Source organism: Streptomyces sp. NBC_00258, assembly GCF_036182465.1.
In the GTDB taxonomy this organism is placed as follows: domain Bacteria; phylum Actinomycetota; class Actinomycetes; order Streptomycetales; family Streptomycetaceae; genus Streptomyces.
Map to the genome: position 1 here is coordinate 1,290,253 of NZ_CP108081.1, position 16,328 is coordinate 1,306,580.

Below are 16,328 nucleotides of genomic sequence, written 5' to 3' on the forward strand. Positions count from 1 at the left end.
GCGATCCGCGGGCGGGGCGGGCCACGCGAGTCTGGGGCAACTCCTAGAACCGCCGACTCCGCCGGGAGGCACCCCGTGCTCGCCACCATCGCCAGGGCGTCAACTCGCCGCCCCCTGACAGTGATCGGCCTCTGGCTGCTCTTCCTGCTGCTCGGCTTCGGGCTCGGGACGGGCGTCTTCGGCCGGCTCAGCGACTCCGTGCCGGACGTACCGGGCACCGAATCGGACCGGGCCGCCGTGCACCTCGACGGCATCGACCCTGTTGGTGAGTCGATCACCGGAGTGGTCAGCGGCACAGCGGTGACCGACCGCGGGCTGCGCGCGCAGGTCGAGGCCGCCGTCGCCGACCTGCGCGACACCGCCGGCATCGCTGCCGTGCCCGACCCATACCGCACACCTGGCCTCCTCGCGCAGGACGGGCAGGCCCTGGTCGTCCCGGTGACGCTGAAAGGCGGCCTCGACGACGAGCAGGAAGAAGAGGTCCTGGATACGGCCAGTGACCGCATCCATGAGATCAAGGCGCCCGAAGTCCACGTCAGCGGCGGCCCGTTGCTCGGGCAGCAACTCGGCGAGCGGGCACAGCAGGACGTGGTACGCGCGGAAATCATCTCGCTGCCCGTCGTTCTCGTCCTGCTGCTCGTCATCTTCGGCGGACTGCGCGCCGCCGGGCTGCCCCTGCTGGTCGCGGTCAGTGGGATCGCGGGCGCGTTCCTCGCCCTGTTCGGCTTCAGCCAGTTCACCGACATCTCCGTGTACGCGATCCAGGTGACGACAATGCTCGGCCTCGGACTCGCCGTGGACTACGCACTGTTGATGGTGGTCCGCTTCCGCGAGGAACGCAGGAACACCGACGATGTCGTGGAGGCCGTGCACCGCACAGTGGCCGGCGCCGGACGTACGGTCCTGTTCTCCGGTCTGACCGTGACCGTGAGCCTCACCGGTCTCCTGGTGTTCCCCAGCGTCTTCCTGCGCAGCATGGGTCTCGCCGTGGCCGCTGTGGTAGTCATCGACATGCTGGCCGCGCTCACCCTGCTGCCCGCTCTGCTGGCCCGCTTCGGCGGGAAGATCCCCCCGGCACGAACCAAGCCCGCCGGAGAGGAGGGCCGTGTCTTCGCCCGCCTCGCCCAGTTCGCCGCGAACCGACCGGTCGCCGTGACGGTCACATCGGCCCTCGCCCTGCTCGTCCTGGCGTTGCCCGTCACCGAGATGAAGATCAACATCGGGGATGCCCAGCAGCTGCCGACGAACACGGAGGCACGCCAGCTGGACGACACCGTGGAGACCCACTTCCCGCCGGGCACCGGAGTCTCGCCGGTGACAGTGGTCCTGAAGCCGGGCACCGACCCCGCGACGGCCGACCGGATCCGGGCACTCTCACCGAGCGCCGAGTCCCGTGACCTGCCGGGCGGCACAACGGTCCTGAGCCTGCAGCCGGACGGCAGCGCCGACGGCAGGGCGGCCACCGAACTCGTCCAGCGCGTACGGGACATACGCGGCGACGAGCCCATCGAGGTCACCGGTGTCGCGGCCCGCCTCGTCGACTTCCGCGAGATGCTCGCCGACCGCGCACCCTGGGCCGCCGTCACCGTCCTCGCCGGCATCTTCCTTCTGCTCTTCGCCTTCACCGGTTCGGTACTCATCCCACTGCGGACCATCGTCACCACGCTGCTCAGCCTGGGCGCCGCGCTCGGCGTGGTGGTCTGGGTGTTCCAGGACGGGCACCTGGCCGGTGTGCTGGGCTCCCAGGAACTCGGGGCGCTGAGCCTGACCGCACCGCCGCTGATCATCGCGATCGCCTTCGGACTCGCCATGGACTACGAGCTGTTCATCCTCGCCCGGATGCGCGAGGCCCGGATACAGAGCGGCGACGACCACGAGGCCGTCGTGACCGGGCTGCGCCGATCCGGCCGCGTGGTCACCTGCGCCGCGCTACTGCTCGCCGTCGTCTTCGCCGCCTTCATGACGGGCGGCTTCGCGCCCATCCTGCAGATCGGCCTCGGGCTGACCCTCGCGGTGCTGATCGACGCGACCCTCGTACGCATGCTCCTCGTCCCGGCGACGATGACGCTGCTCGGGCGACGCGCCTGGTGGGCGCCCGCGTGGCTGCGGCGGGCCCACGACCGGTTCGGGCTGCACGAGGAGACACCGCCTGCCACACCCGAACTCACCAAGCAGCACTGAATCCACCGGTGAGCACCGAACTCGCCGTACAGCACCGCGCGTTGGCCCCGGTTCCCTCGGACCGGGGCCTTCGTCGGAGCGGGAACCGCGGCCGGATCCGTGGCCGTGGCCGGAGTTTCGCCTGGAACGGGCAGACCTTTTCTGGGGTTTGTCGGCGACCCCGTCGATGGCGTACACAGCATCCGCACGGGAGCCAACCCCCGTGTGGATGCCCTGGCGGCACCGGACTGCGACTACGGCCCGCCCGTCTGCAGGGTCTGTCCGGCACCGGTGGCGCCGATCCCGCAGTCCTCGCTGTAGTCGACCACGGTGAGGTAGGCCCGGCGGGGTCGAGACCCTGCCAGGCCACCGTGACCGGGGCGTTGTCACCCGCAGGACCCGATGAGTTGCGGGTGCCGCCACGGCCGAGCCCTCGGCGTCCGGACCGATCATCCAGGTCTGCAGAGTGAGCGGCAGTGCGGCCAAGGGATCGGTGGTCCGCCACTGGTTGACGTACACCTCGTCGGTACCCGGCTCCTACTGCGGCCTGGAGCTGCACTCGATGACGTCGGTGAGCACCGCGACGCCATCCACGGCGATCGTCTCGGGAATCACCGTCGCGCCGAGCGCCACCAACGCCTCCTACCCGGCCTTGCCCTCCACCATGAACCGCAACACAACCTGCCTGCCTCGCCGGCCACCAGTGACTTGCAGCCGATGCCGACGGGGGCGACGTCGGGATCAACTGGCAACTGCGAGCTCGGGGCCCGGGTGCAGCGCCGCAGGGACCCGATCAGCTCGTGCTCGGAAAGCGCGGTGGAGCACCCTCGGGTCGGCCGGTGCCGCGGTGTGGGTGACGGTCACGCGTACAGGCCGGGCGATGCGGACGGTGGCCGTGGCCTGCGAGCGGTTCCGTGCGAAGACCACGAGGCGCAGCACCGCGAACCGCGCGACACCGGCGAGTGCGGAGGCGGACAGGTAGACGACCTGCTCGAGCACCGCACCGGGTGCCGCCACCAACTGCTGCAGGACGAACATCGCCACGCAGGTCACCGCAAACGCGGCCACCGCGGACCCGGCCGACTGCACATGCTGGCGCCAGGTCGCACGTCCGCCTGCGCCGAAGGTGAAGCGGGCGTGCAACTCGGTGGCGAGGAGCGTGGAAACCGCGGTGATCAGGGCGTTGGCCAGGCCCCAGGGAATCCAGGAGGCGAGGGCGGCCACGGCGAAGCTGGAGGCGAGCCCGACTCCGCCGCCGCAGAATACGAAGCGGGCAAAGGAGGCGAAGGCGCCAGGTGCCGCCTGCTGCTGGTTCTGCTCCGTCCCCATGATCCGACCCCTCTGACCGCCCACTTCGCGAAGCTCACACCTCTCGCCCTGCGAGGCCATCACCCCATTGTTTCCCATGACAGAAACGCTACGTTGCGTTCATGCAATTGACAACCGAGTTATTGCAAGCGTTCTAGATAACTGCAGGTAGACACCAAATATCGTTGCAATGAAGGCAAGCTAATGCAACAGAGTCTCATCTTTCGTTGCAATGGATTGGGAGTGAACGCTATCCGGAAACGTCACTCGCCCCACGAGCGCGCCAGCGGCACAGCACCCTGCACCAGAGACGCCGGTAGGCATGGGCGCGAGGGCAGCCAGGGCCTGCAGCCGATCCGCGAGAAAGCGTTCATGATCCTGGACGGCACCCTGCCGTCGACCGAGCGGATCGCTGCGGGCACCCCGCCAGTCGGGCTCAGAGCTAGAACTGGCGGCAGATGATGGGGCTGTGCCCCGTGCGCAGACGTCGTTGCACGAGGCATTGCGACGGGTGCAGCCAGCGCTGGTGACCGAGTCGGTCGCCTGCCCGGCGAACCTCGAGGAGGTACGGACCCAGTACCTCACGGCGTGGACTCAACTGGCGGAGGCGCTGGTGGCCGAGCGCCGCCCCGACCGGCCGTTACCACCGATGGCTGGTACCGCCTCGATCGGGGCGGTTGTGCCTCTGCCTGCTGCCGCTCATCGAGGAAGGCCGGGACCTGTCCTTGATGAGCGGCGGCCTGGCCGACACCGCCTAGCGTCGCCTACCGTCTGCCGTCGGCCAGTCGGCCCGGCCTCACTTCAGGTGCCGGGTGAAGAACTGAGCCGCGGCGTCCCCCGCGAACTGCGGAACGCCGGTGTGCCCGCCCATGTTGGCGTTCAGGGACTTCTCCTTGGAGCCGAAGGCGTCGAACAGGTCCAGGGACGCCTGCCGGTCGTTCCCTGCGTCGTCCCACTGCAGCAGGACATGCAGCGGAATGGTGACCTGGCGGGCCTCCTCGAACATGGCTCGAGGCACGAAACTTCCGGCGAAGAGACCGGCGGCCACGATGCGCGGCTCGACCACCGCAAGCCGGATACCGATGGAGATCACTCCCCCCGAGTACCCGACCGGGCCGCCGATCTCGGGCAGCAACAGGAGGGCGTCCAGGGCTGCCTGCCATTCCGGGACCGCCTTGTCGACCAGCGGGATGATGAGCGCGTCGACGATCTCGTCGCTGACCGGCTCGCCGGCCTCCATCGCCCAGCGCAGGTCGGCGCGGGCCTGCTCGGCAGCGGGCCACCGGGGCCGGTCTCCGCTTCCGGGGAGCTCGATGGTGGCCGTGGCGAAGCCCTCCGCCGCGGCGTGCTGAGCCCGCGCCACCAGTCGGGGGTACATCTTGCGCAGCCCGAGGGGAGGGTGGCCGAGCAGGATCAGCGGCGCCTGTGCGGATGCTGATGCCAGTGCGGGTGTCCACAGAATGCCGGGGATCTCGCCGAGGGTGAACTCTCGCTCGAGGACACCGTCGTCGAGGCGCTGTTCAGAAGTGAAATGCATGGTCGTGCCTTTCGGGAGCGCTCAGAGCGGCGCTCCCGGACGACCTATCGTCCGACCGTGACCCCGGAGGGGAGCACCCATGTCAGTACGTTCACGGGTACCACCTCCTCGTTCTCTCGCACGGCCTCCGGGAAAGTAGCAGTGGTCGCCGTGGTCCGCCAACGGGTTTTCGCGAAGGCTCCGCGGCCGGACGCCGCCGCACCACACAGGACACGGTCCAAGCACTTCACCCAGCCGAGGATGCCCGGCTGGGACTCGTCCGGCGCGGCGCATGCTCAGTGTGTACGACGCGGGCCGGATGATCGGTCCGAGACTGTCCGGCGGCCGGCGCCGCCGGACACAGGGGCGCGACCGGGGCACTCACGTCAGGGGCCCGGAGGCGCCCCACCCAAACGCTGATGCCGGAGCTGCCTCGTGTCAGGCGAGCCAGGAGTAGGGCAGGCGAAGGAGATCGGCGGCATGGGCGGCAACCGCCTCGGCATGCGGCGGGACGTCTTCGTCGGTGAGGCCTCGAGCCAGGTGCAGGTGGAGGGACTGGAGGGTGGCAAAGGTGTTGAACGCCCAGATCGGCACGGGTCCGGGGCCTCCTCCGTCCAGGGCCTGCGCCACCGAGGTCAGCCAGCCGGTGGCCTGCTCGCGCTTCAGGCCAGGAGCCTGGAGGATACGCATGAGCGCACGGGCAAGCCTCGCGTCCTCCAACTGTGCGTATCGGTAGTCGGTCTGCGTGGCCGTCATCCTGCGGGCACAGAGTTCAAGTAGTTCCGTGCGGCGGTTGGGCAGGGCCCTTGCGAACGCGGCGGTAGCGTCGGCGCCGTGTGCGACGGCGTGCAGCCAGCCCAGGGAGTCGTCCCAGCCGCGAGTGTCCTGCTCTGCCGGATACCAGGCCGAGAATTCGGCATACCAGCGTTCCGCAGCCTCCTTGGGCACGAGGCCGGGAACGGTGTGTCCGCGTGTCAGGACGGAGCAGAGGATCAGCGGTGCGAAGGTCCGGGCCTGTACCGCAGGGTGGCTGAATCGGCTGGTGGCGGTGTCGCCGAGCGCCTCGAGGACTTCATCGAGATGTCCTTCCCTGATCCAGCGGGCTGCGGCGGTGTAGGCGTAGTCGTCACGGATCTCAGGGTCGGGCGAGATCAGCATGACCGACAGCTCGTCGGCGAGCAGAGATGCCGGTACAGCCTCGGGGAAGGGGAAGCCGTCGGCTGCGATCGACGGCCAGTCGACGACGTCAGCACTCATCCCGTCAGGCTTTCACAGTGCTGACGGAAACCAACAGCGACCTCGTCCGCTACCGCAGACTCACCGTCTGAAACAACGTCCTAGTGGTGCCGTTGGAGTGCACCCAACGCGACAGATGTGTCGCAGGCGTGGGGCCCGCTTGGATGTACCGGGGGGAACGATCACTCCACCGTTCTGGGGTTTTTGCGCTGGTTGGCATGGAAGCGTGCCTTCTTCTGGCGATTCCCGCAGGTGTTCATGTCACACCATTTGCGGGTGCGGCTTTGGCTGGTGTCGAAGAAGGCGGCTCGGCAGGTCGGCGATGCGCACAGGGCCAGTTTTCCGTCTCGTTCGCCTGCGATGATGCTGATCGCGTCGGCGGCGATCACGCTGAGGGCATCTTCCACGCAGGAAGCCGAGCCGAGCTGCCATCGCCGCTTGCCCTCGGGCGTCAGGATGGCCGCGGCCCGGCCCTGAGCGCTGCGGTCGTTGATGACCTGGACAGCAGGCACAGGGAGAGCGTCTTGGACCGCGGCCGCTGTCGCGGCGGCGTGAATCGACTCCCTCAGTTCCCGGGCGAGGTCGAGTTGGGCAGTTGTGCAGGAGTCCACGGCGAGGCCGCTCACTGCCAGCCAGTCGACGAGTCGGTGCGGCGTGGGAATGCGCTCCACGGCGCTGCCATGACGCTCCGACAGAGTCCCCGTGAAGCTGGTCGCCAGCACGCTACCGAGGCGGAATTCAGGAAACGCAGCAGGCATGGAACCACCTTAGCCGGTTGCAGCGCGGCTCGGAGAACTGCTAGAACCGTCTTAGCCGGTTCACGATGGCTCGCAGCCGGTTCCACGACGGCCAGGAGGTCTCATGTCCCGTCCGACCAGCGACGTGCAAGCGTTTGAAGCCCACGCAACCGACGCCGAACTCGACGATCTGCGCGCGCGACTGGCCGCCGCGCGACTGCCGGAGGCCGAGACGGTCCATCGCGCCGCGCCCGGCCCTCGCCGATGGGAACAGGGCGTTCCGCTCGCCGACCTCGCCGATGTCGTGAATTACTGGCGCACCGGGTACAACTGGCGGTCGTTCGAAGAGCGCCTCAACCGGATCGGCCAGTTCCGCACGACCATCGATGATCTGGGAATCCACTTCCTGCACCGCCGGTCCGCCCGCGCGGATGCCACTCCTCTGATCTTGACGCACGGCTGGCCGGGCAGCATTGCCGAGTTCATCGATGTGGTGGACGAGCTGGCAGATCCGAAGGATGCGGACGCGCCGGCGTTCCACGTCGTCGTCCCGTCGCTGCCAGGCTTTGGTTACAGCGACAAGCCGACCACCACCGGGTGGGGAACCGAAAAGATCGCGGCCGCGTGGGTGGAACTGATGGGGAGGCTCGGCTACAGCACGTTCCTGGCCCACGGCGGCGACTGGGGAGGCAATATCACCACGGTTCTCGCCGGCAGGTTCCCGGCGCACGTACTCGGCATCCACACATTGTTCGCGGAGGCACCGCCCGGGCTGACAACGGACGGGCTGACGGCGACCGAGCGCAAATGGACCGAGGAAACCCGCGACTTCTGGCGCCACCGCGCGGCGTACGCGAAGCAGCAGGCGACCCGACCGCAGACCATCGGCTACTCGCTCGTCGACTCACCGGTCGGGCTTCTTGCCTGGATCCTCGACAAGTTCGCCGAGTGGTCGGACACCGAAGACAGCCCGTTCGAGACGATTTCCATGGACCGCGTTCTCGACGACGTCACCCTGTACTGGCTGACGCGGACCGGCGCATCGGCGGCCCGCATTTACTACGAAAGCCACAACTCGCTCGACCCCGAACTCCGGGTCGACGTCCCGTCAGCGATCAGCATGTATCCCCGCGACATCGAGAAGTGTCCGCGCCCCTGGGCGCAGGAGCGGTACCGAAAGATCGTCCGATGGACGTCACCCCAGAACGGGGGACATTTCCCGTCGCTGGAAGTTCCTGAGTATTTCGTCAAAGATCTGCAAGAGGGCCTCGCGGCAGTGCTGGCCACTCATCGGTGAACGCGCCTGGGCGCCGGCACTCGATCGCTGTCCGATCCGGCTCAAGGCGTCGCCAGACGGCTTCCGGACCGAGCTCATCGAGACGGTAGAACGTGGGCAGACGCATGATTCGCCGGAGAAACCTCAGCCGGTGAAGGGATCTTCCACTGTCGGGACGCACGGAGACAGAAGCGCTTCCGTGTGCTGCGTGACCACGCCCCGAACGAGCCTGAGCACGCGCATCTCGTTTTCGTGGTCCGGTTCTTCGTCATCGCGAACGTGGAGCAGCCCGTAGGAACCAGGGGCAATCACAGCCACATGCTCAAACAGTTCGACAACATCCGGCGACGAGCGGTGATTGGAGTAGCCACCGAGGTGGATGAACGGTTCGCCGTTCATCCACCTGAGGTCGAGCAAGTAGGGGCTGTCCATCCGGGCGATGCGAAGCCGAAGTTCATCGACGATCTGCCGCAGACGGGCCTCATCGTCGTCATCAGCCGCAGTCTCCCTGACCGTGATCCAGCCGTGGTACTCAAACATCCCGCGATCGTAGTGAGACGACCTGCTCCCCCGTGCCGATCACAGCATGATCCGCCGGACACGCCTTACTGATGGTTTCAGAATGAGGTTCGGAGTCGTCTCAAGCAGATGATGCTGCAGGCAAGTTGGAGGAAGCCCAGGTGGAGATCTGCGCGCTTCTCGTAGCGGATCCGCAGCCGTTTGAACTGGTGCAGCCAGGCAAATGTGCGCTCCACGACCCAACGCGTCTTTCCCAGGCCGGAGCCGTGCGTGATGCCTTTTCGGGCGAACTTGGGTGTGATGCCGCGAGCCCGGAGAAGGCGGCGGTACTTGTCGTAGTCGTAACCGCGGTCGGCGAACAGCCGAGTTGGCCGGTGCCTGGGTCGACCGCGGACACCGCGGATGCGGGGTATCGCATCGAGCAGGGGCATCAGCTGGGTGATGTCGTGGCGGTTCCCGCTGGTCAGTGAGACGCAAAGGGGGTGCCGTGCCGGTCGACGATCAAGTGGTGCTTGCTGCCGGGCCGGGCCCGGTCGACCGGCGAAGGTCCGGTGTGAGCCCCCCTTTCAGAGCCCTCACGTGCGATCCGTCGATCGCGGCGTCGTCCATGTCCAGCAGACCCGCCGCACGCAGCTCGGCCAGCAGCACCTCGTGCAGTTGCGGCCAGACACCGGCCTCGGTCCAGTCCCGCAGTCGCCGCCAGGCCGTCACGCCACTGCAGCCGACCTGTTCTGCGGGAACGTCCCGCCAGCTCACGCTTTTGCACGGCACGTAGACGATGCCTCTGAGCGCAGCCCGGTCATCTGCCGGCAACCGCCCCGGATACCGATGCCGCCGAGGCGGCCGAGCAGGTAAAAGCGGGGCTACACGTTCCCACAGGTCATCAGGCACAAGTTCAGCAGCCACTCAACCGATCCTGCCGACACAAGACCCAACTGCCAAGCCCCACAACGAATGTCATTCTGAAACGGTCAGTTAGTTGGGACGATGAGATAGCCGGGATCAAGCGGGCTGGGTGAGTGCTGCAACCGCCGTTGTGACGTTCCTGACCACGACCACGCCGGCGGGCTGGGTTCATGGCCGTACGCCAGCAGCCGTCTTCCGTTCATGCCGACCAGCCGCCTGACACCAGGTCGCGAGACCAGGGGTCGCCAGCAGCGTCACCAAGAGGGCAAGCTCGGCCGACGCCTCAACTTCCCGACCTGCTCGCGGAGTTCGGGCCGCAGTATCCCCACATCCGCGAGACAGACCTCCCAGAGCGACCGTCGAGGCCAGCTTCGGGCCCCACGAGCGCACCTGCACGGGGAGCCGGTGTGCTGGGTCTGTCCAACGCCCCCGCCAGCAATGGATGCGTCGATGGGGCCGTGCCGACTTCCTCAACGCGGTTCGGGAGCGGAACCCGACTGCGCCGCACAGATGTCCCGTGACAGCGAGGACTGATCCGGCAGGTCAGTCCAGTGCGTCGAACGCGTAGAGGGCGCCGAGTGCGGTGGCCAGGGTGCCGAGTAGGAGGCGGAGGAAGGTCTCGGGCATGCGTGGCTGGAGGCGTGCTCCGAGGTAACCGCCGATGAGACCGCCCAGTCCGCAGGCCAGGCCGAGAGACCAGTCGGGGGCGATGCTGCCGCTGCGGACCAGGGACAGCAGGGCGTAGGTAGACGCACCGACCACCGAAGTGGCGAAGGTGGAAGCGAGCGCGGCAGGGGCGACCCTGGAAACGGGAACACCTCGGCCGACGAGAATGGGGCCGAGGATCGAGCCGCCGCCGATGCCGTAGATGCCGCCCACGACCCCGACCGCGAGCGCCAGACCGGTGACCGTCCGGGGCGCAGGCTCAGGGCGTCGTGTCTCCGGAAGTGCGGGGCGGAGGGTCTGGGTGATGAGCCACGTACCGAGCGGCAACAGCAGACCTGCAACCAGAAGCCGAAAGACGTTCGGGCCCGGAAGGGCGAACACGCGGATGACCGCTCCGAGGACCACACCGGGCAGGGTGCCCAGCACCATACGACGCACGAGCGGGCCCTTCAGGGTGCCGTCGCGTCGGTATCGGAGCAGGGCGCCGGGGCCTGCAACCACGTTGTAGAGCAGGTTCGTGGGCGTGACGGCCGGGCTGGGCACGGCGAAGACGCTGAGCTGCACGGGGAGCAGGAACACGGCCCCGGACACTCCGACCGGCGCGGTCACCACGGCTATCAGCATCCCGACTGCAAGGCCGGCCGCTCCCAACTCCCATTGCATCCGATGCCCCCGCGCTGTCTGAGCCTGTCCCGTGTCGACCTTCCCGCGACAGCGTAGATCGCCCGCATCTCGCCTCCCTGGCGCGCTCCCGACCTGGGTGATCAAAGATCGATGGCACGCTCGACCTTCACTGTCTTCACCTGCTACCCGGCAACCGCACCGTCGAGCAACCTGGAGAACCCAGGTCCGATCCTCATGTTCCGCACACAGCACTGACGTTGCGCCCACGGATCTGAGAACCCACCGATGACACCGGGCGGATGCTCCATGAGCGTCCGCCCGGTGTTGTCAGACGAAGACCCCCGCCGCGTCACGCGAAGGACCCACAAGGAAAAGGAAGCAGGAACCGCCCTGCAACACCACTGGATCGTGATCCGCCGGTCCCCGGCTGTGCTCCGACGTCACACGCGAGTTCACCGATTCTCACCGTCCCGATCCGGCAACGTGCCAGTGCGGGCCACGTCGGCGTACCACCGTGCGCTGGCCTTGGGGATGCGCTTACCGGTCGGGTAGTCGACGTAGACGGCACCGAAGCGCTTGCTGTAGCCGTAGCCCCATTCGAAGTTGTCCAGCAGAGACCACAGGAAGTAGCCCCGTACGTCGACGCCGGCCAAGATCGCCCGCTGGACGGCCGACAGGTGGCCGTGCAGGTAGGCGACGCGCTCAGGGTCGCTCACCTCGCCCTCCGGGTTGACGTAGTCGTCGAACGCGGCCCCGTTCTCGGTGATCATCAAGGGCATGGTGGGGAACTCTGTCTTGAGCCGCATCAGCAGGTCGTACAGACCGCTGGGGTCGACCGCCCAGCCCATCGCGGTGGTGCTGCCTTCGGGGCGGTGGAAGGCGACCCGGTCCGCGCCCGGCCAGGGGCTGTGCTCGCTCGCCCCGTGACCGTCAGAGCCGTGGCTCGCCTCGTCCGTGGCGGCCGAGACGAGGGTGGGTGTGTAGTAGTTGACGCCCAGGAAGTCCAGCGGCTGGTGGATCGTGGCGAGGTCGCCGTCCTTCACGAAGGACCAGTCGGTCAGGCCGGCCGTGTCCTGGAGGAGATCCTGCGGGTACGCGCCCTCCAGCAGCGGGCCGGTGAAGACACGGTTGGCCAGCGCGTCGATCCGGCGGACCGCGTCCAGGTCCTCGGCGGCCTCGGTCAGCGCTCGGACGTGGTGGATGTTGAGCGTGATGGACGTCCGCGCGCGGGAGGGCAGTTCGGCCCGCAGCGCCAGAACGGCCTTGCCGTGGGCGAGGTTGAGGTGGTGCGCCGCACGCAGGGCCGCAACCGGGTCGGTGCGCCCGGGGGCGTGGACACCGGAGCCGTATCCGAGGAAGGCACTGCACCAGGGCTCGTTGAGGGTGGTCCAGGTCTTCACCCGGTCGCCCAGCGCACGGGCCGCGAGAGTCGCGTAGTCGGCGAACCGGTCGCTGGTGACGCGCTCCGGCCAGCCGCCGGCGTCCTCCAGCTCCTGCGGCAGGTCCCAGTGGTAGAGGGTGACGACCGGCTCGATGCCCTTCTCCAGCAGTGCGTCGGTCAGTGCCCGGTAGAAGTCGAGCCCTTTCTGTACTGCCGGGCCGCGGCCGGTCGGCTGCACCCGCGGCCACGACAGGGAGAACCGGTAGGCGCTCACGCCGAGGTCGGCCATGATCGCGACGTCCTCGCGCCAGCGGTGGTAGTGGTCGGTGGCCACGTCACCGGTGTCGCCGTTGCGCACCCTGCCGGGCGTGTGCGAGTAGGTGTCCCAGATGGAAGGGGTGCGTCCGTCGACGGAGGCGGCACCCTCGATCTGGTACGCGGCGGTCGCCGTGCCCCAGGTGAATCCCTGAGGGAATCGGATGGCGTTGGTGGTTCCCGGGGCGGGCGCGACACGTCGGGTAACGGTGGTCACGTGAGTCCTTCCAGAGGTACTTCGGGGTGGGAGGGGCGGAACGGGGTGGCGAGTACCGGAGGGGCGCGGCAGCAGAGGGACGGCGGGGCGCTCATCCCTTGACCGCTCCCTGCATGATTCCGCCGACGATCTGACGGCCGAAGACGATGAACATGACGAGCAGGGGCAGCGTGCCGAGGAGGGCGCCCGCCATGATCAGCGACTGGTCGCGTATGTATCCCGCGCTCAGCTGGGTGAGTGCGACGGGCACCGTCGGGTTGGACATGTCGAGCACGATGAACGGCCAGAAGAAGTCGTTCCAGGCGTGCACGAACGTGATCATGAACAGGACGGCCATGGGAGGCCGGGCGATCGGCAGCACGATGCTCCAGAAGATGCGCAATGAGTGCGCACCATCCACCCGTCCGGCCTCGACGAGTTCGTCGGGCAGCGCCTCGCTCAGGTACTGCCGCATGAAGAACACCCCGACGGCGCTGACGAGCGTGGGGAAGATGACGGCGGGCAGCTGCTGGCCCCAGCCCAGTTCCGTCATCATCATGAACAGCGGTACGACGCCGAGTTGAGGCGGCACCATCATCGTGCCGATCACGAGCATGAGCAGGATGTTGCGGCCCTTGAAGCGGAGTTTCGCGAAGGCGAAGCCGGCCAGGGTGGCGAACAGCACCGTCGACAGGGCGATCACGCCGGCCACGATCAGGCTGTTGAGCATGGCCTTGCCCAGCGCGGCGTCCTGCCAGGCCTTGCCGAGGTTCTCCAGAAGATGAGGTCCCGGCAGGAACGGCGGCGGCGTCTGGGTGACGCGGGTGTTGTCGCTGGATGCCGCCACCATCGTCCAGTACAGCGGGAAGAGTGAGAAGAGCGCCGCGATCCCCAGCAGGATGTAGGCGACAGGGCCCGCGTGGTGCTGACGTCCGGCCCCCGGGTGGCGGAACAGCTGTCGGCTGCGGCCACCGGGCGCGGTGCTCTTCCGTGCCTTCTTCTGTGCGGTCCCGGGGGGTGCGTCCGCCGTCTGGACCGGGATGCTGTCTGTGGTCATGGAGATCTCCCGGTCAGGCCCTGCGCGCCAGGACGCGCTTGACGACTCGTTGGACGACGAACAGGACAATGAGCAGCAGGAACATCGCCCAGGCGACGGTGGCGGCCCGGCCCATCTGGTAGTTCTTCCAGCCCTCCTCGTACAGCAGCAGTCCCAGCGTCTGGTACTGGTTGTCCGCTCCCCCGGTGATGCCGTTCGGGCCCTGGCCGAAGATCAAGGGCTCACCGAAGAGCTGGGTGGCGCCGATCGTGGACAGGACGATGGTGAACACGATGGTGGAGCGGATGCCGGGGATGGTGACCTTCAGGAACTGCTGCCACCGCGAAGCGCCGTCGATGGCCGCGGCTTCGTAGCGGTCGCGTGGGATCGCCTGCATCGCGGCGAGGTAGAGCAGGGCGTTGTAGCCGGTCCAGCGCCAGATGACGATCGTGGAGATGGCCGTCTGCGCGGCCCACTTGTTGTTCTCGAAGTCGATGTTGTCGATGCCGACCAGGCTCAGCATCCAGTTGATCATGCCGAAGTCGCGTTCGAAGAGCATCGTGAAGACGAGGGCCGCCGCGCCCACCGACGTGGCGTAGGGCGTCAGGGCGGCGACACGGAAGAACGTCGAGCCGCGCAGTTGGTAGTTGAGCAGGTGCGCGAGACCGAGCGCCATCAACAGCTGTGGCACGGTCGACAGGACGCCGATGGTGAACGTGTTGAGCAGCGCGTTCCAGAAGCGGTCGTCTTCCCACAGGGCCGTGTAGTTGTCGAAACCGACCCACTCCATGAGGTTCAGGGTCGACAGTTCGACGCGGTGCAGGGAGATCCACGAGGTGTAGACGAGCGGGTAGAAGCTGAAGGCGGCGAAGACGACGAAGAACGGGGCGATGAAGGCGTACGGGGCGCCGCGCACGTCGAGGCGGTGCAGCAGCGTACTGCGGCGCTGCGCGCCGCTGCCGGACCCGGCCGGTGGAGCGGCGTCGGGCGCACCGTCTGGGGGTGTCGAGGTGGAGATGGCCACCGGAAGGCGTCCTTCCTGGAGGGTGACGGGGTGGGCAGGGGCCCGGCGGCCCACTCGGGGCCGTGCGTGGGACGCCGGGCTGCTGCGGAGGTGGGCGACGGGGCCCGAGGTCAGCCGGCGGCCTTCTCGATGCGCTTTTCCGTGGTCTTCCATGCCACGTTCGGGCTCTTGTTCTGCGCCTCGATCAAGGTCAGGCCCTGCGAGAAGATGTCCTTGATGGTGCCGTCCTTGCGGCCGAGGACCTGCTCGTCGGGGATCTCCTGGGCCGCGGCGCTGAAGATCTTCCCGATGGGCGCGCCACTGAAGTACTCCGACTTGGCGTCGACCACTTCAGGCATCCCCAACGCGGTCTGCGACGAGGGGAAGTTGCCGATCTCCTTGAAGAGGTAGGCCTGCTGCTCAGGGGCGGTGAGCCAGGCAACGAGCTCCTGCGCCTCCTTCTTGACGGGGCTCTTCTCCATCACGCCGAGGAACGCTCCGCCCCAGTTGGCGCCCTTCGGCGCCTTGGCGACGTCCCACTTGCCCTTGTTCTTCGGGCCCGCCTTCTCGCTGATGTGCGCGAGCATCCACGCCGGGCAGACGGTGCTGGCGAAGGTGCTGTTGGCCAGGCCGGGGTCCCAGCCGGGCTGGAACTGGCGGAGCTTGGCGGTCAGATCGGAGGTGGCCGCCTCGGAGGCCAGCTTCCACGCGTCCTTCACGACAGGGTTGGTGGCATAGATCAGCTCGCCCTCCTTGTCGTAGAACTGCTGGGAGTTTCCGTAGATCATGGCGTTGAACAGCCCGCTGGAACTGTCCATGAAGGCGACCTTCTCCGCCTTCGAGTTCTGCTTGAACCGCTTGCCCGCGTCGACGTACTTCGACCAGTCGCCCTCCCACAGTTTGGCGACCTCGTCGCGGTCGGTGGGCAGTCCGGCCTGCTTGAACAGGTCCTTGCGGTAACAGACCGCCATCGGGCCGATGTCGGTGCCCATGCCGATGACCTTCTTGTCCTCGGTGGTGACCTGGTTCTGCTTCCACGGCAGGAAGTGGTCCGTCCCGCCGGCAAGATCGACGAACTTGTCCTTCTGCGTGTCGGACAGTTCCTTGGCCCGACCAATTTCTATGCCCTGGATGTCCTTCAGTCCGCTGCCGGCGGCCAAGTGCGTCTGCAGGGCGGTGTAGTAGGTCTGCTCGTCACCCGCGACGTCCGCCTTGATGACGACGTTCGGGTGCTCCTTCATGTACTTGTCGAGCAGACCGGTCTCCTTGAAGCCCATGACGCCGAACAGCCCCATGGTGATGGTGACCTTGCCGTCCTTCTTCCCACCACCGGTCCCCCCGCTGTCACTGCCTCCACAGCCCACGACCAGACCAAGAGCCGACACAGCCGATACGGCGGCCACGGCTCGTGTACGCAACTTCCTTCGGGCCTTGCCCATTCAGTCCTCC

12 protein-coding genes and 1 pseudogene are annotated in these 16,328 nt (G+C 67.6%); 2 read left to right on the top strand and 11 right to left on the bottom strand.

What is annotated here, in order from left to right:
- The first annotated feature begins 75 nt into the window (after positions 1-75).
- The gene (locus tag OG718_RS06155; RefSeq protein ID WP_328843522.1) at positions 76-2,181 is read left to right on the top strand and encodes an MMPL family transporter; all 2,106 of its coding nucleotides are present in this window, start codon (positions 76-78) and stop codon (positions 2,179-2,181) included.
- A gap of 720 nt (positions 2,182-2,901) precedes the next feature.
- Here the strand turns inward: OG718_RS06155 and OG718_RS06160 are convergent.
- The 4 genes from OG718_RS06160 to OG718_RS06175 all read right to left on the bottom strand — a co-directional run bounded on the left by OG718_RS06160 (position 2,902) and on the right by OG718_RS06175 (position 6,978).
- Positions 2,902-3,489, bottom strand: a complete 588-nt coding sequence (locus OG718_RS06160) for a hypothetical protein (protein WP_328843523.1) — start codon at positions 3,487-3,489, stop codon at positions 2,902-2,904.
- A 775-nt stretch (positions 3,490-4,264) separates the two neighbouring features.
- Complete coding sequence (locus OG718_RS06165; protein ID WP_328843524.1) at positions 4,265-5,005, bottom strand: alpha/beta hydrolase; 741 nt, start codon at positions 5,003-5,005, stop codon at positions 4,265-4,267.
- A 417-nt stretch (positions 5,006-5,422) separates the two neighbouring features.
- Positions 5,423-6,241, bottom strand: a complete 819-nt coding sequence (locus OG718_RS06170) for a DUF2785 domain-containing protein (RefSeq protein ID WP_328843525.1) — start codon at positions 6,239-6,241, stop codon at positions 5,423-5,425.
- Positions 6,242-6,402: 161 nt separating this feature from the next.
- Entirely contained in the window at positions 6,403-6,978 is a 576-nt protein-coding gene (locus OG718_RS06175) for a CGNR zinc finger domain-containing protein (RefSeq protein ID WP_328843526.1), read from the bottom strand.
- A 103-nt stretch (positions 6,979-7,081) separates the two neighbouring features.
- On the opposite strand from OG718_RS06175, the gene OG718_RS06180 reads away from it, so the two are divergent.
- Entirely contained in the window at positions 7,082-8,254 is a 1,173-nt protein-coding gene (locus tag OG718_RS06180) for an epoxide hydrolase family protein (RefSeq protein WP_328843527.1), read from the top strand.
- Between the two features lie 123 nt (positions 8,255-8,377).
- Here the strand turns inward: OG718_RS06180 and OG718_RS06185 are convergent, their stop codons facing one another.
- From OG718_RS06185 to OG718_RS06215, 7 genes and pseudogenes are all read right to left on the bottom strand, one after another.
- Positions 8,378-8,773: an Imm7 family immunity protein gene (locus OG718_RS06185; protein WP_143643796.1), complete on the bottom strand. Its 396-nt coding sequence runs from the start codon at positions 8,771-8,773 to the stop codon at positions 8,378-8,380.
- 77 nt (positions 8,774-8,850) lie between these two features.
- Positions 8,851-9,658 (bottom strand): annotated as a pseudogene (locus OG718_RS06190) (IS5 family transposase).
- A 543-nt stretch (positions 9,659-10,201) separates the two neighbouring features.
- On the bottom strand, positions 10,202-10,987 hold the full coding sequence (locus OG718_RS06195) for a sulfite exporter TauE/SafE family protein (protein ID WP_328843528.1): 786 nt from the start codon (positions 10,985-10,987) through the stop codon (positions 10,202-10,204).
- A 413-nt stretch (positions 10,988-11,400) separates the two neighbouring features.
- Positions 11,401-12,861, bottom strand: a complete 1,461-nt coding sequence (locus tag OG718_RS06200) for a GH1 family beta-glucosidase (protein WP_328843529.1) — start codon at positions 12,859-12,861, stop codon at positions 11,401-11,403.
- A gap of 91 nt (positions 12,862-12,952) precedes the next feature.
- Positions 12,953-13,897 carry a carbohydrate ABC transporter permease gene (locus OG718_RS06205; RefSeq protein WP_328843530.1) on the bottom strand — a complete coding sequence of 315 codons (945 nt, stop codon included), beginning with the start codon at positions 13,895-13,897 and terminating at the stop codon, positions 12,953-12,955.
- 13 nt (positions 13,898-13,910) lie between these two features.
- On the bottom strand, positions 13,911-14,894 hold the full coding sequence (locus OG718_RS06210; protein WP_260695838.1) for a carbohydrate ABC transporter permease: 984 nt from the start codon (positions 14,892-14,894) through the stop codon (positions 13,911-13,913).
- Between the two features lie 116 nt (positions 14,895-15,010).
- On the bottom strand, positions 15,011-16,318 hold the full coding sequence (locus OG718_RS06215; protein ID WP_328843531.1) for an extracellular solute-binding protein: 1,308 nt from the start codon (positions 16,316-16,318) through the stop codon (positions 15,011-15,013).
- Positions 16,319-16,328: the final 10 nt, after the last annotated feature.

Coding starts and splice junctions, on each gene's coding strand:
- OG718_RS06160 (WP_328843523.1), bottom strand. CDS start 3,489: ATGGGGACGGAGCAGAACCAGCAGCAGGCGGCACCTGGCGCCTTCGCC.
- OG718_RS06165 (WP_328843524.1), bottom strand. CDS start 5,005: ATGCATTTCACTTCTGAACAGCGCCTCGACGACGGTGTCCTCGAGCGA.
- OG718_RS06170 (WP_328843525.1), bottom strand. CDS start 6,241: ATGAGTGCTGACGTCGTCGACTGGCCGTCGATCGCAGCCGACGGCTTC.
- OG718_RS06175 (WP_328843526.1), bottom strand. CDS start 6,978: ATGCCTGCTGCGTTTCCTGAATTCCGCCTCGGTAGCGTGCTGGCGACC.
- OG718_RS06180 (WP_328843527.1), top strand. CDS start 7,082: ATGTCCCGTCCGACCAGCGACGTGCAAGCGTTTGAAGCCCACGCAACC.
- OG718_RS06185 (WP_143643796.1), bottom strand. CDS start 8,773: ATGTTTGAGTACCACGGCTGGATCACGGTCAGGGAGACTGCGGCTGAT.
- OG718_RS06195 (WP_328843528.1), bottom strand. CDS start 10,987: ATGCAATGGGAGTTGGGAGCGGCCGGCCTTGCAGTCGGGATGCTGATA.
- OG718_RS06205 (WP_328843530.1), bottom strand. CDS start 13,897: ATGACCACAGACAGCATCCCGGTCCAGACGGCGGACGCACCCCCCGGG.
- OG718_RS06215 (WP_328843531.1), bottom strand. CDS start 16,318: ATGGGCAAGGCCCGAAGGAAGTTGCGTACACGAGCCGTGGCCGCCGTA.